Consider the following 25,242-nt stretch of genomic DNA (forward strand, 5'->3'; position numbering starts at 1 on the left):
TCACCTGTCCCGGAGTCGTGGGTTGAGGGCCTGTTCCAGGGACCGGGTCATGGTGACCAGCCCGATCTGGAAGAGCATGATCATCACCATCGGGGCGATGAGGAAGGGTGCGGCCTGGGGCAGCAGGAAGGCGTTGTTGTTCCAGGCCTGCTGGATCATCAGGCCCCAGTTGTCGGCGGTGCTGGGCAGCAGGCCGAGCAGGTACATGCCGACCACCGCGTAGATCGCGTTGGTGACGGCGATGATGAAGTTGATGAAGATGTAGCCCGCCATGTTGGGCAGCACCTCGACGAAGAGGATGCGCGCGGTGCCCAGGTCCTGGAGCCGGGCGGCCTCGACGAACTCGCGTTCCCTGAGGGTGAGCACCTGGGCGCGGATGGAGCGCATGAGGTAGGGCCAGGTGACCAGGCCGATGATGAAGGAGACCACCAGCGGCGAGGCGGTGCGGTAGAAGGACGCGATGACCAGCATCAGGACGATGAACGGGATGGTCATCGTGATGTCGGTGAGCTGGAGCAGGAAGTGGTCGATCCGCCCGCGCACGTACCCGGCGACGCCGCCGAGGACGACCGCGATGGCCACGGTGATCACGGCCGCGACGAAGCCGACCCAGATGGGTTCGCGTCCGCCCAGTACGAGCTGGGTGAAGGTGTCCTTGCCCTGGTGGTTGGTGCCGAGCCAGTGCTCGGCGGTGATCGGGCCCCAGATCGCGGTGACGTCCGTGGGGTTGTGGTGGTCGATGAGCAGCGGACCGACGAAGGAGAAGAGCAGGACGCTGAGGACCAGGCAGAGGCCGACGAACCCGCTGGTGCTGCGGGTGAGGCCCTGCCAGATCGTTCCCCAGACCCCGGGGGCTGCGGTGGTGGTGACGGCCATGTCCGGTGGGCTCCTACGCGCGGATACGCGGGTCGAGGCGGCTGTAGAGCAGGTCGGCGACGAGGTTGGCGACCACCACGCAGGAGGTGATGATGATGAGCAGCCCCTGGAGGAGCGGGTAGTCGCGGTAGTTGACGGCGTCCAGGAGCAGGCCGCCGACGCCCTTGTAGACCAGGACCTGTTCGACGAAGATCGCGCCGCCGACGAGGGTGCCGAAGGAGATGGCGATCTGGGCGACCAGCGGCAGGACCGCGTTGCGCCCGACGTAGGAGACGGCGATGCGCTGGTCGCGCAGTCCGCGGGCGCGTGCGACGGTCACGTAGTCCTCGCCGAGGACCTCCGTGGTGGAGGCCTTCATGATGAGCATCCAGGTGCCGATGATGGCGAGCACGTAGGTGACGATCGGCAGGGCCGCGTGGTAGAGGGCGTCGCCGAGGAACTCCGCGTTGAACCCCGCCTGGACGCCGGGGCTGATCGTGCCGCGCAGGTCGATGGGGTCGAACCACCCCAGGTACATGCCTCCGCCGAAGACCAGGGCCATCGCGATGAGGTAGTTGGGGACGGCGCCCAGGACCGAGGCGAGGACGCTGAGCACGTGGTCCAGGAAGCGGTTGCGCCAGTAGGCCATCACCATGCCCAGGGCCAGGCCGAGGACGACGGCGATGACGGTGCCGACGCCGATGCTGAACAGGGTCCAGGGCAGGTAGGCGCCGATGGCCTCCATGACGCTCTGGCCCGGCCGGTTGATGGTCATGCCCAGGTCGAGGGTGACCAGGCCGACCAGGAAGTCCCACCACTGCTGGTACAGGGGGGCGTCGGGGTCGTAGGCCAGCGAGTTCATGGCGATGACCCGGGCCTCCTCCATCGACATGCCGCCCTGTGTGAGGCGCCCGGCCATCACGTCGATCGGGTCGCCGGGCATGGCGCGGCCGAGGAAGAAGGTCACGTTGGCGACGACGAACACCACGACGACGGCCTTGCGGACCTTGACGAGGGCGTGGTGGCGCCAGATCCGCAGCGGCAGGGGGGCGGGCTCGCCGGTGCGGGTCGACGCTCCGCCTCCGGCGCGCGGCGGCGGTGGTGAGGCCGCGGTTTCGGTGGCCACGGGGCTCCTTCAGGGGGCGCAGGGACTCCGTTTCTATTAGGAAGGTTTCCTAATAGAGGGTTCACGGTAACCCGCCCGATGTGGTCCAGACCACCTTCGTGACCAAACGGCGTCTTGCGAGCGACACGATCGACATCACAAAACGAACAAAAATCGATAAACCGCCACATATGGCTGCCCCCGCCGGTTGGCCGAATCCGGCCACGTCCTCACACTTATGACTTTTGTGGGTGTTGTCATCACTCGGGCGGTTCGTACGGTTACGTCTTCGAAGCACACGACCGAGAACGCGGAGGCGACCCCCGTGCGCACAGCACGCGCAACCACACTGGCCTCGACCGTCCTCGTGACGGCCCTGGCCGCATCCCTCGCAGCGGCCTCCCCCGCCGCGGCCGATCCCCTGGCCCCCACCGCAGACGACACCGCGCTCGCCGAGTTCCACGACCAGGAGCTGACGTGGGCACCCTGCACGGAGGAGGTGCTCCAGGGGTTGGAGTGCGCCGACGTCGTGGTCCCGCTCGACTACTCCGACCCCGGGGGCGAGCGCGCCACCGTGGCCATCAGCCGGGCCCGCGCCACCGACCCCGAGCAGCGGCGCGGCATCCTGCTCACCAACCCCGGAGGGCCGGGCGGGCACGGGCGCAGCATGCCCCTGCCGCTGGACCCGCAGACGGGCACCGGACTCGTCGGCGGCATGCGGGTCACCGAGGTGTACGACGTCATCGGCATGGACCCCCGCGGCAGCGGCGGCTCCTCGCCCAGGCTGGACTGCGGGTCAGAGCCGTCGCCCCTGTACACGAGTCCGACGGACGGGGAGATCTCCGAGGCCACCCGGTCGGCGATCCGGTACCAGCGCACCTGCGAGCAGGCCGAGGGCGACGTCCGCCCGCACATGACCACCGCCAACACCGCCCGCGACATGGACGTCATCCGGGCCGCCCTGGGTGAGGAGCAGGTCAACTACCTGGGCTACTCCTACGGCACCTACCTGGGCGCGGTCTACGGGAGCCTGTTCCCCGAGCGGCTGGACCGCAGCGTGCTGGACTCGTCGGTGCACCCCGACGGCATCTGGCGCGACGTCTTCATGATGCAGGCACCGGCCTACAGCGAGAACATGGACCGCTACACGGCATGGGTGGCGGGGTACGACGACGTCTTCGGCTTCGGTTCGACCCGGGAGGAGGTCTACGCGACCTTCGAGGCGACCGCCGAGCGGCTGCGGGAGGAGCCGCTGGAGACCGCCCCCGGCGTGTTCTACGACAACCACCTGTTCTACATGGACGTGGGCATGAACTCACGCTTCCGGGACCAGTGGGACCTGGTCTCGGAGTACCTGGGGTACATCGTGCACAGCGAGCCCCTGCCCCAGCCCCTCGCCGCCCAGGCCAGCGCTCTCGCCGAGGAGGAGTACGGCACGGCCACCATGGACCTGCAGACGGCGGTGCTGTGCGAGGCCGAGTGGCCGGACAGGGTCAGCACGTACCACGCGGACGCCCGGGAGTACCGGGAGGAGCACCCGTACGGCAGCGGCGCCTACTGGGCGGTCCCCCAGCCGTGCACCTTCAGCGGCCTCGACCGGCCCGAGCCCCCGGTCGAGCTGGAACGGGAGGGCTACCCCGAGGCACTGGTCATCGCCGGTGAGTTCGACGCCAACACGGCCTACGAGGGCGGCCCGGCCATGGCCGACCGGCTGGACAGCTCCCTGATCACCGTCGCCGGTGACGGCGGGCACGGCTTCTACTTCCCCGGCGGCCTGGACTGCGTGACCGAGGCGGTGGACGCCTACCTGGTGGGCGGGGCCCGGCCCGAGGACCTCACCTGCCAGGGCCTGCCCCCGGCGGAGGTCGACGGGGAGGTCGAGGTGGAGGCCGAGGACCTCGTGGCGCTGCGCAACCGGACCGGCCCGAGCGGTCTGGGGATCTGACACGGAGACGACGGCGGCCCGCGCCGCCCCTCGCGGGGCGGTGCGGGCCGTTCTCACCGCGGCCGCGGAGGAGTTTTCATCCCAGGACCGGATGAATCGGGTTCTCGGGGTGCTCCGCACACCGCGGGACGTCTACCGGTGGGGACGACGGGAGGCGACCGGACCCGGGCGGGGTTCCGCGGTCCCCCTCGCTCAGCGGTTGACGCCCTCGAGGGTGCCGGTGACCATCTCGCCCGTGTTGGAGGTGGTCGCGTAGCAGATGATCTCGCGGTCACCGATCATGTCCCAGCTCTGCTGGGTCGGGTAGAGGTGACCCGCGTAGATCTCCGAGTAGGCGTACTCGACACCGATGAAGCTGGTGAACTCCTCGCCGGTGCAGATCTCCTCGGCCTGGCTCATCGTCTCGTCCTCGCCGGGGTACTCGGCGTCGGTCATCTGGTGGGAGTGGAAGAACTCCGAGTCGTGCTCCTGGGAGCAGTCCACCAGCGGGACCTCGCTGATCCCCTCGCTGAACAGCGCGGTGTTCATCTCCTCCTCGATGAAGCAGTCACCGACGTTGAGGGAGAACACGTCGCTGTCTCCCGGAGCGACGGGCTCGGTGGTCTCGGTCTCCACCGGCTCGGTGGTCTCCGCGGACTCGGTCGGCTCCGTGGTCTCCTGGGGCTCGGGGGCGACGGTCTCCCCGCCGCCCTGGAGGGCGGGGGGCAGCAGGGGAAGCGAACCGCAGGCCGTCGTGGCCACCAGGGTGGCGCCGACGGCCAGGGTTCCCAGGACGACACGGCCGAACAGGGGACGGCGCGTTTCGGACAGCATGGGGACTCCACTGGATCGTTCGGTACTGATGCCGACAGGGGGAGGGAATCGGCGACACCTGTCCAGATGCCCGGGGCCCGAAAAAGGTTTCGTCCCAGGTCCGGATAGATCAGGTTCTGTTGCGCTCTGGGCGCCGCGTGACGCGAACTGCCGTAGGCGGGAAGAGGGTGGGGATGGAGGGGAGGCCGCTCAGGCGGCCGGGGAGACGAAGGCGGGGCAGGGCCTGCGCTGGCCGGGGAACGCTCAGCGGTTGGCGCCCGCGAGGGTGCCTGTGACCATCTCACCGGGGGTGTTCACGTAGCAGATGATCTCGCGGTCGTTGAGCTGCTCCCAAGTCTGCTGACTGGGGTAGAGGTGGCCGACGTAGATCTCTGACTCGGCGGAGGAGACGCCGACGAAGTCGGTGAAGCTCTCACCAAGGCAGACCTCCTCGGCTTGGGCCTCGGTCGCCTGGTCCCCGGGGTACTCGGCCTCGGTCATGTCGTAGGCGAAGAAGAACTCCGAGTCGTGCTCCTCGGCGCAGTCCACCAGCGGGATGTTGCTGACCTCGCCGCTGGCGAGAGCGGTGTTCATCTGCTCTTCCACGAAGCAGTCGCCGACGTTGAGCTCCATCACGTTGCCGGCACCCATGAAGGACATGAGGGCGCCGCAGCCGCTGAGGGCGAACACGCTGCCCGCGGCGAGCACCGAGACGCCGGCGGTACGCAGGAGGGGGGAGAAATTCGACATGGGGATACTCCGAAACTTATGCACGGGACTCGCCGACCTGGGAGAGGCGGCGAGAAGGTAACAATTCACTACCTGGGGGTTTATGTCAATCTCATCTGCGAAAACGACGGGAAGGCAGCGGTTCGTCACGCTGTGCACCCACGACCCTTCCCTCGCTTCACCCCTATGGGATGCCGCGAACGCGAAGCAGCACATCACAGACCCATGACATTTTCCGGAGCCGTGCCTCCGCCCGCACGGTCACGGGAAGTGACACACGTGCGCACGCGAATTCCAGGGCGGGATTCCAGAAGGAGAACGGAAAGATTCCGGCGAAACGCGGAGAGTGACCGCACTTGAGGAAACGCACGGCCAGCGCGAGAGTGCGGCGGGGCTTCCCCTGGAAAGGACAGGGGTTCTTGTGGAAAGAGCGAGGGCCCCGGTCGTTTCCGACCGGGGCCCTCGCCTCGGGTGCGTCATCAGGGACTCGAACCCCGGACCCGCTGATTAAGAGTCAGCTGCTCTAACCAACTGAGCTAATGACGCCTGTTGTTCACCGCCCTGCCTCCCGGCCGCGGCGACACGGTCAACTCTACCGGACCATCGGAGTGCCCCGCGCCGCGAACCGCACGATGTGGGGCACACCACCGCGGGCCTCCCCCGGGCGGCGCGGTGGTCCCGGACGGCCCCGGGTGGAAGGCGGTGCCTCCGACCCGGGGCGGCGCACGCGACGGACGCCGGTCCGGCCTCAGGCGCTCAGCCGGCGTGCCTGCCCGGCGAACAGGGCGACCGCGAGCAGGAGAGCGCCCACCGCCGCCACCGGCGCGGCGGCCGGACCCTGGCCGGTCATACCCATGAAGTCGGCGGCGGCGATGCCGTTGACGGCCAGGTACCACAGCATCGGATACAGCGCCTGGAACAGCGTCGGGGTGCGGCCCAGCGCCCCCAGCGCCGCGGCCAGGGCCGGGACGAACACCGCTCCGGCGCACCAGGCGGCGACGGAGGCGGTGTCACCGGCGGCCGTCAGCCGCACCAGCGGACCGGCGCCGAAGAGCGCGGCGAGCAGGACACCGGCCGCCCACCCCGCCAGTTGGCGGCGGACCGGGCCGGGGTAGGCGGCGAGCAGCGCCTCCACACCCGTGCCGACCTGGACGGTCGAGATGCGGGCCCACACCAGCACCGGCCAGATCCAGCAGGCGGGGAGCACGACCGCCCGCACCGCCTCCACGGGGAGCAGCAGCCCCGCCGCGCCGAGCGCCACCGCCCCGAGCCACCACCACACCGACACCCCGGAGAGCAGGATCCACAGCTCCGCCGCGACCAGGCCGCGGGGCACGGGCACGCGGACCGCGCGGACGCCCGGCACCGTCCCGGCCCGGCGGTGGGGTACGGATTTCGTGCCGTGCACACGGAACCACGCGGCGGGCGCCAGTGCCAGGACGACGGCACCGGCCGCGATGAGCAGCCGCTCGGTCAGGAAGGCCCCGTCGACGGCCAATCCCTCCCACGGGACCGGGACGAGGGGTTCGTCCACCCTGGTGAACCCGAGGCTGAACTCCCCCTCGACCGCGATCCCGGCCCGTTCCATACCGGCTCTGAAGGGGTCGGCCAGCGTCTGGACGCCGATGCCGCCGAACGGCGCCCGGCTGCTCTGGCTGCCCAGCACCACGATCGCCCAGACCGGGATCCAGAGGATGTTGGCGAACCCGCCGCGCAACCCGGGAACGGTGTCGAACAGCAGCGCCACCGCCGCGACCGCGACCACGACGGGGACCGTGATCACCAGGAAGGGCAGGAGCAGCCCCACCGGATCGACGGCGGTGTCCTCACCGCGTGTCCACCACATCACCAGGGCGACCGCGACCAGCACCGCGACCATCGTCAGCAGGACCGCGACGTTGCTGAGGAGTTTGCCGGCGAGGTAGCCCAGCGACCGCAGCGGCGTGACGGCCAGCACCTCGCCCACACCGGTGCTCCGGTCGCGGGCGACCGCCCCGCGGACGACGTAGAAACCGCCGAGTGCCAGCCAGAGCGCCCCGCCCAGGGCCACCACGGCCCCCACGTAGGCCATGTCGTAGACCCCGCGGTACCCCCCGGCGTCGACCACGGTCCAGTGGCCGTCGGCCGCGGGCACGGCCAGGTAGGCGAGCATGGCCGCACCCAGCAGGGTCAGGGCGTAGGAGGGGCGGCGGACCCGTTCCCGGAGGTCGCCGAGCGCGAGCCGCGGGATCATCGCACCGCTCCCGTGGCGGCCCGGTAGGCGTCCTCCAGCTCCGGCGCCACCGGTACCGCGTCGGCCGTGGGCCGCTGTTCGGACAGGAGCCGGACCCGGACGCGGCCTCCGTCGCGCAGGGCGCGGACCACGGTGTGGCCCCGTTCCAGGGGGACGAGGTCCGCGGGGTCCGCGGTCGTCTCCCACACCCGTCCCGCCAACCGCCCCGCCAGGTCGGCCGGACGGCCGCTGCGGACCAGGCTTCCGCCGACCACGACGGCCACGTCCGTGGCGACCGCCTCCACGTCGGTGACGATGTGGGTGGACAGGACGACCACCCGGTCGGTGGCCAGGTCACTGAGCAGGGAGTGGAAGCGGGCGCGCTCCTCGGGGTCGAGGCCGACGGTCGGTTCGTCCATGACGATCACACGCGGGTCGTTGAGCAGGGCCTGGGCGATGCCCACCCGCCGCACCATGCCGCCGGAGTAGGTGCCCAGGCGCCGGTCGGCCGCGCCGTCGAGTGCGACGAACTCCAGCAGTTCGCCGATGCGGGTGCGGGCCGCGCGGGCGCCCATCCCCTTCGCCGCGGCGAGGTAGGACAGGAACTCGCGGGCGGTCAGGTTCGGGTAGAAGCCGAAGTCCTGCGGAAGGTAGCCGAGGGTCCGCCTCAGGGGGTGCGGCCGCGCGGTCACGTCGGTCCCCTCGAAGACGACGCGTCCGCGGGTGGGCCGGGCGGCCGTGGCGATGATCCGCATCAGCGTCGACTTGCCCGCGCCGTTGGGGCCGAGGAGTCCGAGCACGCCCGGTCGGAGGCTGAGGGTGACACCGTCGACGGCGCGGTGGCCGCCCCGGTGGACCTTGGTGATGTCGGTGAGGTCGAGCACCGGTTCACCGGCCGGTCAGGTCGGTCGGCTCACCGTCGCGCAGGACCCGCACCCCGGTCGGGACCTCCACCCGGAACCGGTCCTCGTAGACGCAGACTCCGCTACAGGAGTTCTCGAGGCGGAGCGTGCCCTCCTCCAGCGACCACGTCGAGGTGACGCCGGGATCGCCCCAGGCGTCGATCCACCGGGTCACCTCGACGTCGGTGCGGTCGGCGGGAACGAGGTCGGTATGGGTCCCTTCGGCGACGACGTCGAGTACGTCGCCGTCGAAGGGGAAGGTGGTCGTGTCCGGTTCGGCCTGTGCCGTGTCGGGCCAGCCGCACCCGGACAGCAGGCTCACCGCCGCGACCGCGGTGAGTGCCGCCGCGGCCGGACGTGCCTTCGTCGTGGTGATCTTTCGCATGCGACAAGGAAACCGGTCCCGCGGCCGCGGATCACTACGCGTGGACGCCGTCTCCGGGGTGGGGCCAGCCCCACCCCCGCGCCGTTCGGGACCCGCCCGTCGGAGGGTCCGGGACCGCCTCCGGGGCGGCGACGGCCACCGCTCCGGCCCGGGCCCCGCCGTGCACCGCTGGCCGGGGCGGGCCGCCGTGTCCGCCCCCTGTCCGTCCGGACGGAACACGAAGGCCCCGGGCGGAAGGCTGTGCCTTCGACCCGGGGCCGTTGTCTGTGCGCCATCAGGGACTCGAACCCCGGACCCGCTGATTAAGAGTCAGCTGCTCTGACCAACTGAGCTAATGGCGCCTGTCGTGCCATGGTACCGGCCCTGTGGGCCGCCCCTGGCGACGTCGTTAACTCTAGCAGGACCGCAGGAGGGCCGCGAACCGGTTACGGACCAGCGGGAGTGACGGTCCTCCGTCGGTCCCTTGCCCGCAAGGCCTAGGCGAAGGCCAGGAACAGCGCGACGATCACGGCGATGAGCAGGATCGCGCCGACGACCGCCAGCACGATCGGCATGACCGGGCGGCGCGCGGGCTCCTCGGTGTTCGGGTTCTCGTCGACGAAGCGGCGGAAGTGCTGCGTGGTTCCCGCCGGGTCCATGTTGGGATCGTTGTTCTGTGTCATGGGGTTGACCCTAGCGACTCATGGGAGTGATGAGGACCCCCGTGGGTATATCTAACCCTTTTCGCTACACGCTCTTGGTCCTCTCCGACCGCGCACCTGCGGGGACCGTGCCGGGCGACGCGGCGCGTACTCCGTGTCCCCCCGCGGGCGGTCACTCCTCACCTGGGTGAAAGCCGAACGTAAGATCCCTGGTCGACACTGGTGTCGGGAGGATGGGGCTCGGCCGGTACTTCCCCGCGGCCGTGTCGCCCCTCCCGGGGCCCGGCACGCAGCACGGCGGCCATCCGGGCCGTGGGCGTGCTCCCGCGTGCCGGGTCCACCCCCTCCAACCGGCGCACCAGTTCCGAGGCGGACCGCTCCGGCCGGGTGTCGTCGAGCCAGACCGCCGCCATGCGCAACGGCAGGGGCAGGTACCCCAGGAGGTGGGCGAGGCGGCGCAGCACCGACTCGGCGCACCTGTGCCGCCCCTCCCGCGCGCGCAGCAGGTCCACCCCCGCGTCCGGGGGGAGCGGCCCCACGGGGAGGGCCCGCAGGCCGTCGCGCACCAGCAGGTCGGTCAGCCAGTAGCGGCTGGTGACGAGGGCCGCGCATCCGGCGCCGCCGGGGAGCAGGGGGCGCACCTGGCGCACGGAGGCCGCGTTGTCCAGGACCAGTAGGACGCGCCGGTGCGCCAGCAGCGTACGGAACCTCGCGGCGGCCTCGTCTGCGTCCATGGCCTCGGTGCCGCGGGTACCGGTGGACAGGGAGCGCACCAGGCGGCGCAGCACCTCGGCCGGATCGCGCGGGTGTCCGTCGCCGCCGCGGAGGTCGACGTAGAGCTGTCCGTCGGGGAAGTGCGGCGCGGCCGCGTGGGCCCAGCTCAGGGCGAGGGCGCTGGCCCCGGCGCCCGCGGGGCCGCGCACCAGCGCGCTGCCGGGGGCGGTGCTGGAGGGGTCCACCAGCCGGTCCATCTCGGTCAGGGCCTCGTCGCGCCCCACCAGCACGGAGGGCGCTGCGGGCAGCTCGGCCGGGGCGAGGGCGGCCGACACCCGGTCGGGCGCGTGGACCGGGCCGTCGCCGCGGCCGTCGCGTCCCCCCTCCCCCGTCGGAGCGTCCGGCCCGGCTGCCGATCCGGTGTGCGGCCCGGTGTCCGGTTCGTCGGCCGATCCGGAGCGGGCCCCGGCGGCCGGGGAGGGGGGCCGGGATCCGGTGCGCTCCTCGACGGAGGCGCGCTGGCGCGGGACGCTGGTGCGCGGGGCGCGGTCGAGGTCGCCGCGCAGGACGCCGTGGAAGGTCTCCTGGAGTTCGCGGCCCGGGTCCGCGCCCAGGTGCTCGGCCAGCGCGTCGCGGGTGCGGGCGTACACGCGCAGGGCCTCGCTGGGCCGCCCGCAGCGGTAGAGGGCGGTCATCTGGACGCGGATGAGGGGTTCGCGCTCGGGGTGGTCGGTGGCGATGGGGCCGATCTGGTCGGCCACCCGCTCGTGGTCGCCCCGGGCCAGGGCGGCGCCGAACCCCTCCTCGGCGACCCGGAGGAGTTCCTCGTTCAGGGGCGGGACGTCGCGCTCGTGCAGGACGGGACTGACGACGTCGGCCAGGACGGGGCCCCGCCACAGTCCCAGGGCACTGATGAGCAGGTCGGCGCGGTCGGAGGGGTCGGCGCCCCCGTCGGCACGGCGGACCAGGGAGCGAAAGCGCAGCAGGTCGCACTGGTCCTCGGTGAGGTCGACCCGGTAGCCGCCGTCGCCGCCCGTGATGAGCGGGGTGCCGCAGTGCTGGTCGAGGACGGCGCGCACGCGGGTGACGTGGACCTGGAGGGCGCTGCGCGCGGACGGGGAGGCCGGGGTCCCCCAGACGCGTTCGATGAGGTGCGCGGTGGGGACGGTGCGCCCGGTGTTGAGCAGGAGTGTGGCCAGCAGGGCACGGCGCTTGTCCCCGCGCAGGCGCAGCGGGACCCCGTCCATCTCGACGCCGAACTGCCCGAGCAGTCCGACGCGCAGCCCGCGGGCGGTGTGTGCGGACGCGCCCGGCCGGGCCTGCCCGGCCGTGTCGTGCCACCGCCTCGCCGAGTCGCCCAGCGACACAGCACCCTCCCCCTTGCGGAGCGCGCGTGCGAGCGGGTGAACCTCGGCGCCCCTGGCTCCAGGGTGCCGCCTGAGCTGGGATATCGCAATCACGTACCCCGCATTTGCCGCTGGGGGCGTCCCTTGGAATCCTGGATTCTCCCGCTTTTTCCCCTCTCCTCGTTGACTCTTCACCACGACCGAAAGAAACTTTCCTCCATGGCGGAAATTCCGAAGCCTGCGGGCGGCCGGGCGGAGACCGGACACGTCTCCGCGCCGCCCGTTCCCACGACGGTCCTGCGCATCAGGTCGCTCCTCCCCTCCCTCGCACCCGCGGAGCGGCGGGTCGCGCAGCACGTCGTCGACGACCCCGAGCGGGCCGCTGCCTCCTCCATCACCCAGCTCGCCAAGGACTGCGCCACGTCCGAGGCCACCGTGATCCGGTTCTGCCGCACCATCGACTTCAGCGGCTACCGGGAGCTGCGTCTGGCCCTGGCCACCGAGGCCGGTCAGGCACGGGGCGCCCGCGGGGCGGCTCCGGAGCTGTCCAGCGACATCAACCCCGACGACACCCTCGTCACGGTGGTCCAGAAGATCGCCTACACCGACGCGCGCGCGGTGGAGGAGACCGGCGCCGCCCTGGACGTGGAGGTGCTGCGCACGGTCATCGACACGATGGCGGGCGCGCGGCGCATCGACGTGTACGGGGTGGGCGCGAGCGCGTTCGTCGGCGCCGACCTCCAGCAGAAGCTGCACCGGATCGGACTCACGTCGTTCGCGTGGTCGGACGCGCACGTGATGCTCACCAGCGCGGCGCTGCTGGACGAGCGCGACGTGGCGATCGGCATCTCCCACACCGGGGCGACCATAGACACGGTGCAGGCGCTGACGGAGGCGGGGCGGCGCGGCGCCCGGACCGTCGCCGTCACCAACTTCCCCCGCTCGCCGATCGGGTTCGCCGACCACGTGCTGACCACGGCGGCCCGCGAGACCACGTTCCGGTCGGGGGCCACCGCAAGCAGGCTCGCGCAGCTGACCGTGGTGGACTGCCTGTTCGTGGGTCTGGCGCAGAGCCGCTACACCGACAGCCGCACCGCGCTGGAGACGACCTTCGAGGCGGTGCGGGGGCTGCGAATCAACGACGACCGCAGACGCCGCAGGGGCGAGGCTCCCGGCGGCAGGAGCACGGACGAGAACGACGGCTGACCGCAGGCGTCCCGTGCCGCCGCCCGGCTCCGGCCGGCGGCGGGACGGGACGATCGATCCAGGGAAAGGAACGGCACCGGTGCGGACCGAACAGGAGAGCGCTGTGCACGACGACGGGCGCGGAACCCGGCCGGAAGGCGGGAACGCCCCTCGGGAGACCGGCGCCCCGCTGCCCTCCGGGGGGACCGGGGGCGGGGCGGCCGTGATCGTGCGCGCGCCCACGGAGGCCCGCAACTCCGGTACCCACGACATCGACCTGCTCCCGGCGCTGGACGTGCTGCGACAGATCAACGCCGAGGACGTCACGGTCCCCGGCGCGGTGGGCGCGGTCCTGCCGGAACTGGCGCGGGCCGTGGAGCTGGGGGTGGCCGCCCTGGAGAGCGGGGCGGCCATCCACTACTTCGGCGCGGGCACCTCGGGGCGGATCGCCGCCCAGGACGCCGCCGAACTGCCGCCGACCTACGGCGTACCCGCCGCGTGGGTGGTGGCCCACCACGCGGGCGGCGGGGAGGCCCTGGCCCGGGCCGTGGAGGGGATCGAGGACGACTGGGAGTCGGGCCGGGCCGACGCCGCCGGGATCGCCCCGGGGTCGCTGGTGGTGGGCCTGGCGGCCAGCGGGCGCACCCCGTACGTGGGCGGGGCGCTGGAGGCGGCCCGGGAGCGCTCGGCCGCGACGGTGCTGATCAGCGCGAACCCGCAGGCGCCGCTGGCGCGCGACGCGGACGTGCACGTGGGCATGGCCACCGGCGCGGAGGTGATCGCCGGGTCCACCCGGATGAAGGCGGGCACGGCGCAGAAGCTGGCGCTGAACGCGTTCTCCACCGCGGTGATGGTGCGGATGGGGCGGACGTACTCGAACCTGATGGTGGGGGTGGACGCCACCAACGGCAAGCTGCGCGGCCGCGTGGTGACCATCCTGACGCAGGCCACCGGGCTGGACGAGCGGGTGTGCGCGGAGGCGCTGAACGCGGCGGAGGGCGACACCCGCGTCGCGCTGGTGTCGCTGCTGGCCGACGTGGACGCGGCCGCGGCGGCCCGGGCCCTGGGCGCGGCGCGGGGCCGGGTCCGCCCCGCGCTGGCCGGGCTGGGCCTGCCGGGTCCGGTCGCCCCGGAGTAGGCGGCGGGTGGTCGGGGGTCCCGTGCGGGTCTTCCGCCCGTGCGGGTCTTTCGCCCGTGCGGGTCTTCCGCCCGAGTGAGTTTGGGCCCTCGCGGGTTCTCCACAGGCCAGAGGTCCCTCTGGTGGCGCCCGTCACGCCCGGTCTACGTTGGATACGGGGGGTCCCCGGCCTCTCCCGCTTTGCGCTGCCCGCGCACCGAAAACTCGGTCCGAGCGGGTCCGGGCCCGCTCGGTTTCTCCACCCGAGCGGGTCTTCCGCCCAGGCAGGTCTTTGGCCCAAGCGGATCTTCCACAGGCCGGAGGTCTCTCTGGCACGGGACGGGGCGGGCGGCGTAGGCTCGGTTCCGGGGGTGCCACGCGCCGCCGTGGGAGGGGTTTGATCCCCCCGTATCCGAGTGTCCCTCGCCGCCGCCCGCCCCGCCAGCCCCTGTCCGCGGTTGTGGACGGCCCCCGGCTCAGCCGCGTTCGAGGGCGGTGCCGATCAGACCGATCGGCGGGGATCCCAGGTCCAGTAGGGCCCGGTGGAAGCGCTCCAGGGTGAACCCGTCGCCCCAGCGCTCGCGCGCACGCTCCCTCAACCGCAGGATCTCCAGCTTGCCCCAGGTGTAGCGGCCGTAGGTGGGGTCGAAGGTGGCGCGACGCGCCTCGGCCAGGGCCGCGGGACCCTGGAGCGGCGTGTCCTCGGCGAAGCGGGCTGCCGCCTCCTCCACGGTCATGGTCCCGCTGTGCATGCCGATCGCCACGGACAGGCGGGTGACGCGGATGAGCGCCTCCACCCACACGCCGGTCTCGAAGTGGTCAGCGGTCCAGTCGGGGTCGCCCAGGCGTTCGGCGGCGTAGGCGCCGAATCCCTCGTCCACGCACAGCTCCTCCACGTAGTGCGCCCACCCCTCGGCGAAGGTCATCGAGTGCAGGGCGCGGCGCACCGGCCCGGGCGCCCGGCGCAGGGCGCGGCCGTGGGAGAAGTGCCCGGGAGCCACCTCGTGCACGCTCACGGCGGGCAGGGTGGTGTGGCTGAACATCTCCAGCCACTCGTCGGCCTCCTCAGCGGTCCAGGAGGCGTCGGGCGGGGTGATGAAGTAGAAGGAGGGTGTGTCGGCCTCCCACGGGCCCGACCACGCCATCATCGCGGTGGCCCAGCGCTGGGAGGGCGGGGAGACGTCCACGCGGCACTCGCCGTCGTTGGGGGGCGCCAGGCCGCGTTCGGCGGTGAACGCCACGGCCAGTTCCGTCCAGCGGCGGGCGGCGTCCAGGACACCGTCGGTGTCGGGGTGCTGGCGGGTGAGCTCGCGGACGAACTCCATGGTGTCGCGGCCGGGTGCGAGGCGCCCGGCGGACTCGGCCAGGCGCGTGCGGAGGCGGTCGCGTTCGGCGTCGGCACGGGCGGCCAGGTCCGCGAGGTCGACCTCGACGGCCTCGCCGCTGCCCATGAGGCGGGCGAGCGGCCCGGCGCCGAGCCCTGCGCTGCGGGGGCCCTCACGCACTGCCTTCTCGACGTGGGCGAGCAGACGCGCGTGCGCGGCGAGGGCCGCGTCGCGCACGTCGGCGGGCAGGTCCTCGGGGAGTCCGTCGGCCACCCCCCGGACGGCGCCGAGGAGGGACTCGGCGAGGGGAGCGGGCAGGCGGTCCAGGGCCGCGATCGCGTTGTCGACCACGCGCGGCCACTCGGCCAGGTGGGCGGTGCGGGCGGCGTCGCGCTCGGCCCGGGGCGCGTACGCGCGGTCGTAGCCCGACAGGTCGAGCTCGTTGACGTGGTACAGGGGGTTGGCGCGGTGCAGCTGGAGTTCGCCCAGCTCGTAGCGCAGGGCGTTCTCGAAGGCGGCCAGATGGGCCTCGTCGTGGGGGTCGTCGAGGGGTTCACCGCCGAGGCCGGACAGGGCGGCCCGGACCCCTTCGGGCGACAGGTCGGCGACCTTGCCGTCGTACTCGTGCATACCGGAGCCCTCACGCATGTTCCCCGGTCTGAGGTCGGCCAGGCGCCGGAGCCGCGCGGGCAGGTCGTCGTGCTGTGACTGGAAGGACATGCGGCGACCCTAACCCCGGCGCGGGCCGTGCGGACAGCCGCTTCGCGGGCCCGGTCCGGGCCGGAAGCCGGGGCCGTGGTCCCCACCCGTCCACGAGCCTGAGCCGGGCCGGAACCGGGGCGAAGCCGAACCGGGCGGATCCGGGGCGGAGCCGAACCGGGCGGATCCGCTGCGCCGTACCGGAACTCCGGAGCGGGGCCGGGCGTCTTCCCAAACGTGACGATCCCAGATCCCGCCACATCCCAGAGCCCCCCGTCCGACGACGACACCGGCGTCCTTCGCGACCGGCACCCCTCCGGTTCCGACGGCGCCGGAGGCGGCGATACCGCTGGTCCCGGCGCCGAGACGAGTGACGCCACCGGGACCACCGGGGTTTCCGACCGTTCCGAGACCACGGGTGACACTGGAGCCGTCGACGGCACCGGAACCACCGACAGCACCAAGGCCACCGACACTTCCGGAGGGTCCGAGGGGTCCGGCGGCCGCCGCGGACGCCGGACGTGGGTGGGGCGCCTCGCCCTGCTCGCCGTGTTCGCGATGGTGGCGGGCTGCGTGCCGTTCCTGTGGGTGCTCACCTCCACCTCCGACCACCGCCACACCGCCGCGTCCGTGCCGGAACGCCCGGTGGCGCTGGTGCTGGGCGCCGGTGTGCGCCCCGACGGGCGGCCCAGCCTGCTGCTGGCCCGCCGCCTGGACGCCGCCGCCGACCTCTACTTCGCCGGGAAGGTCGACGTCGTACTGGTGACCGGCGACAACAGCGTCGAGCACTACAACGAGACCGACACGATGCGCGCGTACCTGGTGGACGCCGGGGTCCCCGGAGAGCACATCGTCGGCGACTACGCCGGGTTCTCCACCTGGGACTCGTGCGTGCGTGCCCACGAGGTGTTCGGGGTGCGGGAGGCCACCGTCGTCACCCAGGACTTCCACCTGCCCCGCGCCGTGCGGCTGTGCCGTTCGGCGGGCATCGACGCGGTGGGCGTGGCCGACTCCAGCATGGAGGAGCGCGCCTTCGCCACCGTGTACGGGTGGTTCCGGGAGGTCCCGGCGGCGGTGGCGGCACTGGGCTCGGTGGTGCTGCGGCCCGACCCGATGTTCCTGGGCGACTACGAGAGCGGTGTGGACGAGGCCCTGGCGCTGGAGCGCGAACCGGGTTCGGCGGACGGATGAGCCCGCCCCGGCCCGGAGCCGCACGGGGCGGCCCGGGGTCCTCGGCGGCCGGTCGCGACCGGTCGGTCCACCGGCGTCGGGAGCCCCGCCGCACCGGTGGACCGGTCACGCCCTACCGTCCGCCGCCGAAGAGGCGCCCCAGCAGTCCGCCGGGCTGGGGAGCGGCGGGCTGCTGCGGCTGCGCGGCAGCGGTCTGCTCCGGCTCCGGTTCGGGCTCGGGCTCCACACCCACGAGCGCGCAGAAGTCCTCGGCGTCGTCCGGCAGCGCCCAGGCGCTCAGGGTCCGCGTGAACTCCTCGTCCTCCCAGGCGGAGGCGGGCAGTTCGGCGATCGTCCAGAGGACCTTGAGGGTCTCCTCGTCGTAGTCGGCCTCGGCGTGCTCCTCGGCGGTGTGGCCCTTGCTGCGGGGGCCGAGCACCAGTTCCAGGCCGACGCCCGTCACGAGGGCGCGCGAGTCCGCCTCGCCCTTGATCAGGCCGGGGAGGATGTCCAGGCGCAGGCGGCGGGCGCGGTCTCCCGCGCGGCCCAGCGCCAGGAAGCCCAGGACCTGCGGGGAGTGTCCGCCGCAGTGCGGCCAGGACTCGTTGAACAGGCCCTGGTAGCCCATGGAGGTGCCGCCGCCGCGGCCGACGCGGCGCAGCGCCTCGCGCGGGGTGTTCTCGCCGTGGATGAGCAGCATCGCCACCGATGCGGCGAAGGAGTTGTACAGGTTCCCGCCCGCCATCTGGTGGGTGAGGCCGACGGAGACGTCGATGTCGGTCGGGCTGGCCAGCAGGCCGAGGGCGAACAGTTCCGCGGGGAGCGGGTCGCCACCGCTGTCCAGCACGTTCATCACGTCGCGCAGGCTCGTGGGCGCCTGCGGGGCCGGGCGCAGGTCCTTGGCGAGCAGGACCTGGGAGGCGCCGGTGATCTCGGCGGTGACGCGTTCGGCGTCGTCGGGCAGGAAGGCCAGCAGGTAGCTCACCCACTCCCCGGCACGGTCCATGCCGCCGCGGTTGGCGCCGCCGCTGAGCAGCGCGACCAGGTCGGGAACGCGGGCGCGGACGGCCTCGTAGGTGTCCAGCTCGGCCTGGAGCAGAGCGGCGCCGTCGGGCTGCTCCATCACGGCGAGCCGGTTGCGCATGCGGTGGTGGTGCTGCTCGTCCGGGGCCTCCTCGGCCCAGTCCCGGTACTGCTGGCGGACCTTCTCGGCGTCGTTGGAGGTAGCCCAGGCCACCTCGTCGCGCCACTGGTCCAGGTCGCGGGCCTCGGGGAAGCGGTCCTCGGCGTGCCCGGCCACCAACTCCAGGAGGAGGCTCAGGGGACGCCAGCGGTCGGTGGCCGGGGTGGACTCGGCGCAGGCGAGGTCGACCAGGAAGTCGACCGCCTTGGGCGCGGCGAGGTGTCCGGGCGCGGGGAAGTGGATGATGTCGTGGAGTTCGGAGAGCGCGCTGTCGCTCCCGGCGAGCTGGCCGAGGAGCTCGGGGATGCGGGCGCCGCCCTCGGGGGCCAGGGCTGCCCAGTCCACGTTCTCCGCGCCGTCGTGTGGGTCGTTGGTCGCGTTCATGGTGCTGATTATCCCGCCTGAGCCGGTGCGCGCGAATCCACCTGTGGACAACCGGGATGGTGCGACGGCCCCGAACCCCGAGGCCGGGGTCGGGCAGCACGAGGCGGAGGAGCCCGGGGACCCCCCTGTTACCACGCTAGGACCGCGCCGCGTCGTGGCGCCAGAGGCGGTCGGCGCCTGTGGACAACCCCCGGCGACCGCTGGCGCCGACCGTCGAGCTCGGACCGGGCAGGCCTCTGGAGCTCGGACCGAACCCGGACCGGACAGGTCCCGCCGGAGCTCGGCCCGGCGGGGACCCGCTAGAGCCCGGCCCGGGCGGGGGCCGGGCGCAGCACGGCGTCGCGCAGGGCCTTCACCGCGGCGGCGACCTCGCGGGCGTAGCCGATCACGGTGGAGCGGCGGCGGGCTCCCATGCTGGAGTCGCCCACCCCGACGGCGTCGATCCCCGCGGCGCGGGCGAGGGCGACCGTACGGGGCAGGTGGAAGGACTGGGTGACCATGGTGGCCTCGCGCACGCCGAACAGGTCGCGCACCCGCACGCAGGTGTCCCAGGTGCGGTAGCCGTGGCGGTCGGCGTCGATCCGGTCGGCGGGCACGCCCTGTCCGACCAGGTACGCGGTCATGGTGTCGGTCTCGCGGCGGGACACCTCGCGGTTGTCGCCGGAGACGATGATCCGCTCGACCCGGCCGTTCTCGTACAGGCGCACGGCCAGGTCCAGGCGGCGGGCCAGCAGCGGCGAGGGGCCGTCGTCCCAGGCGGCGGCCCCCAGGACCACGGCCACGGGCCGGTGCGGGACGGTGTCGACCTCACCACGGCGCCCGGCGCTGCCCAGGAAGGTCCAGGCGTAGGGGGCCAGTGCCAGGGCGCACGCGCCCACTCCGACTACCGCGATCCACAAGCCCATCCTGCCGCCCCTTCCGTCATCACCCATCATGGCGCACCGGCGGAGCGCGGGTATCCGGACGAAAGCCCACGAACCCGCGCGAGGAACAAGAAACGAGGACGCGTCGGAACTCTCGTGTCCGGTCTGCCTTCCCGGGGCGCCCGGAGCCGGAACCGGTCCCCGGCCGAAACCGGTAACCGGCTCGCGGAGCCGTACCACGGCCCCGCGGGGCTCCGGGATCAGCTCCCGTGACCCGCCCGGCCACCCCAGGAGAAGGGCCGCTTGTACCGGACCGTCAGGGAGCCGCCCTGGCAGGAGCCGGTGACGACGAAGTGCGGGGCGGACGCCCGGCGGAGGGAGTCGACGCTGTTGCGCAGCATGCCGAGCCAGGAGGAGTCCGCCTCCACATCGGCGGTGGCGCCCTCGGGCAGGATCACGTCGCACGCGCCCCAGGAGGCGTCGATGTGGACCTCGACGACGGCACTGGTCAGGGAGGCCTCACGGAAGTCGAGCCGGGTGGAGCCGTACTTGTTGTACACCTCGACGCGACGCGGCACCTGCCACGCGCCCTTGCGGATGACGGTGCTGCTCTGGGAGCGGATGACGAGGGTGTCGCCGCTGTCGCGGCGCTCCGGGAGAGCGCCCTCCACCGGCACCGGAAGGGGGACCGGCAGCGCCTCGGCGCCCGTCGGCAGGTCGTCGGTGACCGGTTCGAGGTCGGCGTAGGTCTTGGCCGCGTAGACGGCGTTGAGCCGTTCGTCGAGTTCGTCGAGGGTGATGCGCCCCTGCGCCGCCGCCTCCCGCAGGACCTCCATCACCTGGTCCCTCTCAGCGTCAGAGATCCGCATCCGGCTCATGTCATTGGAGGCCACTGTCGCTCGCCCGGTCCTTTCCCGCTCTTTTTGTCACCACCACGGTAGAGCATGGGTGACGGTCCTCCCCCTGGGCGGAAACGGCCGCGGGGCCGTGTCCGGCGCACGCTCCCCGTCCGCTCCAGGTTCGCGGCCCCGCGCGCTTTGGGGAGGTCGGGGACTGGGTACCGCTTCTCTAGGGTGGTTGAGGACTCTGCCGGGGTAGGACGGACCCCGGCAGAGTCCTGAACCACATGTGGTTCCTGAATCTCTCCCCGGTACACGATCTCGCGTCGGCGCGCGTATGCACAGCGCGTGTCCGCAACCGGCCACACCGTGAACCGCTCCCCGCCGCCCGGCCCGCCGTACGGGCTCAGCGCGCCTCCTCCACCCTTCCGGTTTTCGGTCCTTCCCCCTCCGTGCGTTCGGGGCACTCTCATCCTCCCCGCCAACCCCACTCGGAACAGGCACTCTGCCGATGTCCCCCCGCGTCATTCACCGTATTTCGGTCAGCTACATAACCCCCGTTTCGGACACAGAGTTCGGCCGGAGAACCGCAGGTCACGGGGAGCCTTCCCGATCGCTCCGGAAAACCTTCGCGCGCCCCTCGAACACAGATCCGCAAACACCCCCCTGAACTGGAGAAACACGAGGCGCCCGACTACTCCGGAACCTGGCGGGAAACGCACCGGGAGCGGCGTTTGCCGGAATTCCGCGGCGAGCATCATTCCTTTGGGAGCCGCGGCCGCACAGGCCGTTCTCCCAGGCCAGACCATCCGCTCCGACCTCCCCGAGCACCACAGACACCGCCTTGGTCGAAGACCGGAGGAAACCACGACGTGTCCGCCCTCGCGATCGCCCCGACGTTTCTCAGCGACTTCACCCGCCTCACGCCCGACGTCCAGCTCAACACCCTGGCCGTGATGCGCGCCTGCCAGGTCGGCGACGAGCCCGACCTGGAGTCGGTCGCGGGCGCCGCCGACCCGGGTGTCCGGGTCGTCAGCATCGCCCCCGACTGGTCCGGCGTCGTCGTCCCCGACGGCGCGGGTCACGGCCGGACCGGTGACGGCCGCCTCGCCGACGGCACGCACTACCGCCTGGTCACCGTGCGCCCGCGCGACGAGGCCCTGCGCTTCGCGCGCGACCTGCGCCCCGAGGCGCCGGCCGGGATCGATCCCGCCGAGGCCGACCCCACGCCCAGCGGTCCGCCCGAGCTCGCCGGAGCCCTGAGGGCTCCCTTCGACCAGTGGCAGCTGACCCTGCACCCCGACCAGCACCGGATCACCGAGGCACACTACAACGGGTCCACGCAGGTCACCGGCGGCCCGGGGACCGGCAAGACCGTGATCGCGCTGCACCGCGCCGCCTACCTGGCCGAGCGCGACGCCGCCGCCCGGCCCGAGGACACCCGCGAGTCGGTGCTCCTGACCACCTACAACCGGGCGCTGGCGCAGTCCCTGGCCGAGCGGCTGGACCAGCTCCTGCCCGACCCCGGCGTGCGCGCCCGGGTGCGCGTGGCCACCATCGACAGCCTCGCCCGCTCGGTCGTGCAGGCCCACACCAGCGTGGCGCCCCGCCTGATGGGCAAGGACGAACTGGCCCGGCGCTGGCGCGCGGTGGCGGTGGCCGACGGCCTGCCCTTCTCCGGCCGCTTCCTGGTGGACGAGTGGGAGCAGGTCATCCTCGCCAAGGGCCTGGAGCTGCTGCCCGACTACATCCGCTGCGAGCGCAGCGGGCGGGTGCAGCACCTGGCCCCCGAGCACCGCCGCCAGGTGTGGGAGACCGTGCGGCGCTACGTCGGCGCCATGCGGGTGGAGGGGATGTGGTCCTACCCCCAGCTGGCCGCCGAGGCCGCGCGGATCCTGGACCGCGGTGAGCCGCTGTTCCGGCACGCCGTGGTCGACGAGGCCCAGGACCTGCACCCGACGCAGTGGCGGATGCTGCGCGCCGCCGTGCCGGAGGGACCGGACGACCTGTTCATCGTCGGCGACCCGCACCAGCGGGTGTCCGACAACCGGGTGTCCCTGGCCTCGCTCGGCATCAACGTGCGCGGGCGCGGCCAGCGGCTGCGGGTGAGCTACCGGGTGACCCAGGAGATCCTGGACTGGAGCATGCCGATCCTGGACCGCCGTTCGGCCCTGGGCATGGACGACAACGCCGACACCCTGGCCGGATACCGCTCGCTGCTGCGCGGTCCCGCGCCGGTGGTGCGCGGTTGCGAGGACCGCGCGGAGGAGCTCACCGCGTTGGGCGACTGGGTGCGGGTGTGGCTGGAGGCCGGGGTCAACCCGGCGGAGATCGCGGTGGCCGGGCGCAACCAGTGGATCGTGCGCGGCATCGCCAAGGAGCTGGAGGCCAGGGGCGTCCCCACCGCCCAACTGGAGGACAGCGGCTCCGCCGAGGCGGTGCGCGTGGGAACGATGCACCGGCTCAAGGGCCAGGAGTTCCGCTGCGTGGCGCTGATCGGCGTCAGTGACCACCTGCTGCCGCCCAAGGCCGCGATCGAGGCCGCCGACGGCGACCAGGTGGCGCTGGAACACGCCTTCCAGCAGGAACGGACGCTGCTGTTCGTGGCCTGCACCCGGGCCCGTGACGCGCTGTACGTGTCGCACGTGGGCCGGGCCAGCCGTCTGATCGACTCCGGTCTGTGACGGCGGGAGGGCGGGGGCGTCGCGGTGGCGGCGCCCCCGCCCCCGCATGCGGCGGTGGGGTCAGGCACCGCCGTAGCGGCCGTTGAGGTTCGGGATGTTCATGACGTCGGTGCTGGCCAGCGGGTTGTCCACGTCCACGTCGGTGACGATCATGTACGGCAGCAGCAGCGGGGGCGGGAAGTCCGGTGTGAAGGTGAGCGGGATCCCGAGGATGCGCACGTGCATACGGGTGATGTGCATCTGGACGGACCCGTCCATGGTCATGGTGGGCAGGCCCAGGCTCATCCGGGTCCCGGCGTCCTCGAACCACAGTTCGGCGTCGACGAAGTCGGCCCGGCTCATGGTCAGCCGGATGTACCTCCGGGGGCCGTCGAGGGTGGGGCACTCCACCACGCCGTCGTAGCGTGCGCCGCTCATCGTCAGCCGGTCGGCGGTCAGGCCGGAGGTGCGAACCGAGCCGCTGGAGCAGTCGTGGGCCTCCTCCACCGGAACCTCGGGGAGCTCCCCCTCCTCCTGGGCGGCCTGGCAGGCGCGGACGGCGTCCAGGAACTCCTCCTCGGACCCTGCCAGGGCGGACTCACCGGTGCTCATCCGGCACTCGTCCGGGTCCGCCTGGCCCTCCCCGCTCTCCTCCGGTTCCTCCCCGGTCTCCTCGTCCTCCGACTGCTCGTCCTCACCGTCCCCCTCGTCCGCACCGGGTTCGGTCCCCGGTGGGGTGGGCCGGTCGGTGGGACTCGCCGAGGGTTCACCGGAGGGCGAGGGCGAGGGCGAGGGCGAGGGCTCGTCGACGGACTGTTCCTCCTCGTCGCCCGGGGGCAGGAACCAGTCCCAGGGCCAGTCGGCGGGCGCGGCGGCACTGACCAGGGTCACGGCCAGCGCCAGGGGCAGGGCGAGTGCGGCCAGCGGCCGGGTTCCCGGCCGGGGGTCGCGGACGGCCTCGTCGGGCGTTCCGGCGCCCCGGGAGTCCGCCGCGTCGGCATCCGCAACCTGGCGGCGTCCCCGTCCGCGCCTCGGGCGACGGTTCACGCGGGGCGCCCACGCGAAGACGAGGGAGCCGCCGACGATGCCGAGCAGCATTCCGATGACGAAACCGCCGAAGTTGGAGGTCACGAAGGACACCAGGGCGAGCATGAGCCCGACCACCCCGAAGAAGAGGTGCTGCGCGGTCTGGAACCAGCTCAGCACCCCCAGGGTGATCAGCAGAACCGCGATGAGCGGGCCCGACACACCGGCGATGCCGGTGTAGGCGATCAGGTTGATGGGCAGGATCAGGCTCTGCGCGGCCGGCGCGACCAGCAGCTCGACTCCGGCGATGACGAGGAGGAGTCCGCCCCAGAACGGGCGGCCGCGCCGCCAGTTCCGGAAGCGCTCCCGGCCCCCGCGGAGCAGGGTCAGTGCGTGGGCCATGGGATCAGAAGCACTCGTGCTCGCCGGGCCTGACGGCCAGGCTCAGACCGGACAGCTTCAGGGATCCGGAGGTGACCGCCCAGGTGGTCAGCTCCATGTCGGAGACAGTGATGTTCTCGGACTGGAGGCCGAAGCCGCCCGCCGGCCCCTGGCCGCCCTCGGCCCTGTCCAGCGTGCTGGCGTCCCGGCCGATCTCGATGGAGCCGAACTCGGCGTCGCCCCGGAGCTGCTCGATGTCGAGAACGAGGTTGGTGCCCTCGACGGGGGTGGACTCGCCCGCGGTGATGACGAGGGTGGCCTGGCCGATGGGCAGGTCCCACAGGGAGGACATGCACAGGTTGGTCAGCTCGGCGGAGCCGACCGAGGACAGGCCGACCGGGCGGGAGGAGCCGTCGACGGAGGTGGCGGCGTCGCCGTACTGGGTGAAGCCGGTGCCGACGAGCTGGTCGGCGGACATCTTGAAACTGTCCCCGGACACCGCGAAGGAGGCGGCGAGCAGGCCCTGGGTGGTCATGCCCCCGAGGACCGCGGCGGCCGCGAGCCCGGGGACGGCCACGAGGGCGAACCTGCGCCAGCGCGTTCCGCCGCTGGCTTCGTGCTGCTCAGGCGCGTCCTGAGGCGCCTCGGACGCCTCGCCGGAAGCCGTGGGCATGAGTACCTCCAGTGTTCCGCCGCCCGTGGGCGGCGAGGGGGGACGAACTTGCGCCGAGGCACGCCACGCGTGTTACATGGCACACACCCTACTCGGCGGTAGTGACGA

The 25,242-nt window shown here is 72.6% G+C and carries 20 protein-coding genes and 2 tRNA genes; 5 read left to right on the plus strand and 17 right to left on the minus strand.

The window, feature by feature from the left end:
- Together FYW99_RS04640 and FYW99_RS04645 are read right to left on the minus strand one after the other, a co-directional pair.
- Positions 1 to 876 carry an ABC transporter permease gene (locus FYW99_RS04640; RefSeq protein ID WP_150250533.1) on the minus strand — a complete coding sequence of 292 codons (876 nt, stop codon included), beginning with the start codon at positions 874 to 876 and terminating at the stop codon, positions 1 to 3.
- A 13-nt stretch (positions 877 to 889) separates the two neighbouring features.
- Positions 890 to 1,981, minus strand: coding sequence for an ABC transporter permease (locus tag FYW99_RS04645; RefSeq protein WP_150250535.1), 1,092 nt, complete (start codon positions 1,979 to 1,981; stop codon positions 890 to 892).
- 304 nt (positions 1,982 to 2,285) lie between these two features.
- On the opposite strand from FYW99_RS04645, the gene FYW99_RS04650 reads away from it, so the two are divergent.
- A complete protein-coding gene (locus FYW99_RS04650) occupies positions 2,286 to 3,905 on the plus strand; it encodes an alpha/beta fold hydrolase (RefSeq protein WP_150250537.1) in 1,620 nt (539 codons plus the stop codon).
- Between the two features lie 192 nt (positions 3,906 to 4,097).
- On the opposite strand, the gene FYW99_RS04655 is transcribed toward FYW99_RS04650, so the two are convergent.
- From FYW99_RS04655 to FYW99_RS04695, 9 genes are all read right to left on the minus strand, one after another.
- Positions 4,098 to 4,718, minus strand: a complete 621-nt coding sequence (locus tag FYW99_RS04655; RefSeq protein WP_150250539.1) for a septum formation family protein — start codon at positions 4,716 to 4,718, stop codon at positions 4,098 to 4,100.
- Positions 4,719 to 4,961: 243 nt separating this feature from the next.
- The gene (locus FYW99_RS04660) at positions 4,962 to 5,447 is read right to left on the minus strand and encodes a septum formation family protein (protein ID WP_150250541.1); all 486 of its coding nucleotides are present in this window, start codon (positions 5,445 to 5,447) and stop codon (positions 4,962 to 4,964) included.
- A 451-nt stretch (positions 5,448 to 5,898) separates the two neighbouring features.
- Positions 5,899 to 5,972, minus strand: a tRNA-Lys gene (locus FYW99_RS04665).
- A gap of 202 nt (positions 5,973 to 6,174) precedes the next feature.
- Positions 6,175 to 7,659: an ABC transporter permease gene (locus FYW99_RS04670; protein ID WP_150250543.1), complete on the minus strand. Its 1,485-nt coding sequence runs from the start codon at positions 7,657 to 7,659 to the stop codon at positions 6,175 to 6,177.
- Positions 7,656 to 8,522: an ATP-binding cassette domain-containing protein gene (locus FYW99_RS04675; RefSeq protein WP_150250545.1), complete on the minus strand. Its 867-nt coding sequence runs from the start codon at positions 8,520 to 8,522 to the stop codon at positions 7,656 to 7,658. The genes FYW99_RS04670 and FYW99_RS04675 overlap by 4 nt, the downstream gene beginning before the upstream one ends.
- 4 nt (positions 8,523 to 8,526) lie before the next feature.
- On the minus strand, positions 8,527 to 8,925 hold the full coding sequence (locus tag FYW99_RS04680; protein ID WP_150250547.1) for a hypothetical protein: 399 nt from the start codon (positions 8,923 to 8,925) through the stop codon (positions 8,527 to 8,529).
- 267 nt (positions 8,926 to 9,192) lie between these two features.
- Positions 9,193 to 9,266: transfer RNA gene (locus tag FYW99_RS04685), tRNA-Lys, on the minus strand.
- A gap of 135 nt (positions 9,267 to 9,401) precedes the next feature.
- Positions 9,402 to 9,587, minus strand: a complete 186-nt coding sequence (locus FYW99_RS04690; protein ID WP_150250549.1) for a hypothetical protein — start codon at positions 9,585 to 9,587, stop codon at positions 9,402 to 9,404.
- Between the two features lie 158 nt (positions 9,588 to 9,745).
- On the minus strand, positions 9,746 to 11,647 hold the full coding sequence (locus tag FYW99_RS04695) for an AfsR/SARP family transcriptional regulator (protein ID WP_150250550.1): 1,902 nt from the start codon (positions 11,645 to 11,647) through the stop codon (positions 9,746 to 9,748).
- A gap of 198 nt (positions 11,648 to 11,845) precedes the next feature.
- On the opposite strand from FYW99_RS04695, the gene FYW99_RS04700 reads away from it, so the two are divergent.
- Positions 11,846 to 12,832 (plus strand): MurR/RpiR family transcriptional regulator, encoded by a 987-nt coding sequence (locus FYW99_RS04700; protein ID WP_150250552.1) that lies wholly within the window; start codon positions 11,846 to 11,848, stop codon positions 12,830 to 12,832.
- Between the two features lie 79 nt (positions 12,833 to 12,911).
- Complete coding sequence (locus FYW99_RS04705) at positions 12,912 to 13,949, plus strand: N-acetylmuramic acid 6-phosphate etherase (RefSeq protein ID WP_150250554.1); 1,038 nt, start codon at positions 12,912 to 12,914, stop codon at positions 13,947 to 13,949.
- A 455-nt stretch (positions 13,950 to 14,404) separates the two neighbouring features.
- On the opposite strand, the gene FYW99_RS04710 is transcribed toward FYW99_RS04705, so the two are convergent.
- A complete protein-coding gene (locus FYW99_RS04710) occupies positions 14,405 to 15,973 on the minus strand; it encodes a DUF885 family protein (protein WP_150250556.1) in 1,569 nt (522 codons plus the stop codon).
- A gap of 216 nt (positions 15,974 to 16,189) precedes the next feature.
- Between FYW99_RS04710 and FYW99_RS04715 the strand changes: the two genes are divergently transcribed.
- The gene (locus FYW99_RS04715) at positions 16,190 to 17,143 is read left to right on the plus strand and encodes a SanA/YdcF family protein (protein WP_190394548.1); all 954 of its coding nucleotides are present in this window, start codon (positions 16,190 to 16,192) and stop codon (positions 17,141 to 17,143) included.
- A 112-nt stretch (positions 17,144 to 17,255) separates the two neighbouring features.
- Here the strand turns inward: FYW99_RS04715 and FYW99_RS04720 are convergent, their stop codons facing one another.
- From FYW99_RS04720 to FYW99_RS04730, 3 genes are all read right to left on the minus strand, one after another.
- The gene (locus FYW99_RS04720; RefSeq protein ID WP_150250558.1) at positions 17,256 to 18,689 is read right to left on the minus strand and encodes a hypothetical protein; all 1,434 of its coding nucleotides are present in this window, start codon (positions 18,687 to 18,689) and stop codon (positions 17,256 to 17,258) included.
- A 299-nt stretch (positions 18,690 to 18,988) separates the two neighbouring features.
- On the minus strand, positions 18,989 to 19,594 hold the full coding sequence (locus FYW99_RS04725) for a SanA/YdcF family protein (RefSeq protein WP_150250560.1): 606 nt from the start codon (positions 19,592 to 19,594) through the stop codon (positions 18,989 to 18,991).
- Between the two features lie 218 nt (positions 19,595 to 19,812).
- Positions 19,813 to 20,421 carry a DUF1707 SHOCT-like domain-containing protein gene (locus FYW99_RS04730; RefSeq protein ID WP_190394549.1) on the minus strand — a complete coding sequence of 203 codons (609 nt, stop codon included), beginning with the start codon at positions 20,419 to 20,421 and terminating at the stop codon, positions 19,813 to 19,815.
- A gap of 842 nt (positions 20,422 to 21,263) precedes the next feature.
- Here FYW99_RS04730 and FYW99_RS04735 point away from each other — a divergent pair.
- The gene (locus FYW99_RS04735; protein WP_150250564.1) at positions 21,264 to 23,075 is read left to right on the plus strand and encodes a UvrD-helicase domain-containing protein; all 1,812 of its coding nucleotides are present in this window, start codon (positions 21,264 to 21,266) and stop codon (positions 23,073 to 23,075) included.
- 60 nt (positions 23,076 to 23,135) lie between these two features.
- On the opposite strand, the gene FYW99_RS04740 is transcribed toward FYW99_RS04735, so the two are convergent.
- Both FYW99_RS04740 and FYW99_RS04745 read right to left on the minus strand, forming a co-directional pair.
- On the minus strand, positions 23,136 to 24,482 hold the full coding sequence (locus FYW99_RS04740; protein ID WP_150250565.1) for a DUF6114 domain-containing protein: 1,347 nt from the start codon (positions 24,480 to 24,482) through the stop codon (positions 23,136 to 23,138).
- 4 nt (positions 24,483 to 24,486) lie between these two features.
- Positions 24,487 to 25,134, minus strand: coding sequence for a DUF6230 family protein (locus tag FYW99_RS04745; protein WP_150250567.1), 648 nt, complete (start codon positions 25,132 to 25,134; stop codon positions 24,487 to 24,489).
- Positions 25,135 to 25,242 lie beyond the last annotated feature (108 nt).

Source organism: Nocardiopsis deserti, from assembly GCF_008638355.1.
GTDB classification, from domain to species: Bacteria; Actinomycetota; Actinomycetes; order Streptosporangiales; family Streptosporangiaceae; genus Nocardiopsis; species Nocardiopsis alborubida.

Bases quoted from the DNA above. Each gene is read 5' to 3' on its own strand.
- FYW99_RS04640 (WP_150250533.1), bottom strand. From the start codon at position 876: ATGGCCGTCACCACCACCGCAGCCCCCGGGGTCTGGGGAACGATCTGG.
- FYW99_RS04655 (WP_150250539.1), bottom strand. From the start codon at position 4,718: ATGCTGTCCGAAACGCGCCGTCCCCTGTTCGGCCGTGTCGTCCTGGGA.
- FYW99_RS04660 (WP_150250541.1), bottom strand. From the start codon at position 5,447: ATGTCGAATTTCTCCCCCCTCCTGCGTACCGCCGGCGTCTCGGTGCTC.
- FYW99_RS04670 (WP_150250543.1), bottom strand. From the start codon at position 7,659: ATGATCCCGCGGCTCGCGCTCGGCGACCTCCGGGAACGGGTCCGCCGC.
- FYW99_RS04680 (WP_150250547.1), bottom strand. From the start codon at position 8,925: ATGCGAAAGATCACCACGACGAAGGCACGTCCGGCCGCGGCGGCACTC.
- FYW99_RS04690 (WP_150250549.1), bottom strand. From the start codon at position 9,587: ATGACACAGAACAACGATCCCAACATGGACCCGGCGGGAACCACGCAG.
- FYW99_RS04700 (WP_150250552.1), top strand. From the start codon at position 11,846: ATGGCGGAAATTCCGAAGCCTGCGGGCGGCCGGGCGGAGACCGGACAC.
- FYW99_RS04710 (WP_150250556.1), bottom strand. From the start codon at position 15,973: ATGTCCTTCCAGTCACAGCACGACGACCTGCCCGCGCGGCTCCGGCGC.
- FYW99_RS04720 (WP_150250558.1), bottom strand. From the start codon at position 18,689: ATGAACGCGACCAACGACCCACACGACGGCGCGGAGAACGTGGACTGG.
- FYW99_RS04725 (WP_150250560.1), bottom strand. From the start codon at position 19,594: ATGGGCTTGTGGATCGCGGTAGTCGGAGTGGGCGCGTGCGCCCTGGCA.
- FYW99_RS04730 (WP_190394549.1), bottom strand. From the start codon at position 20,421: ATGCGGATCTCTGACGCTGAGAGGGACCAGGTGATGGAGGTCCTGCGG.
- FYW99_RS04740 (WP_150250565.1), bottom strand. From the start codon at position 24,482: ATGGCCCACGCACTGACCCTGCTCCGCGGGGGCCGGGAGCGCTTCCGG.
- FYW99_RS04745 (WP_150250567.1), bottom strand. From the start codon at position 25,134: ATGCCCACGGCTTCCGGCGAGGCGTCCGAGGCGCCTCAGGACGCGCCT.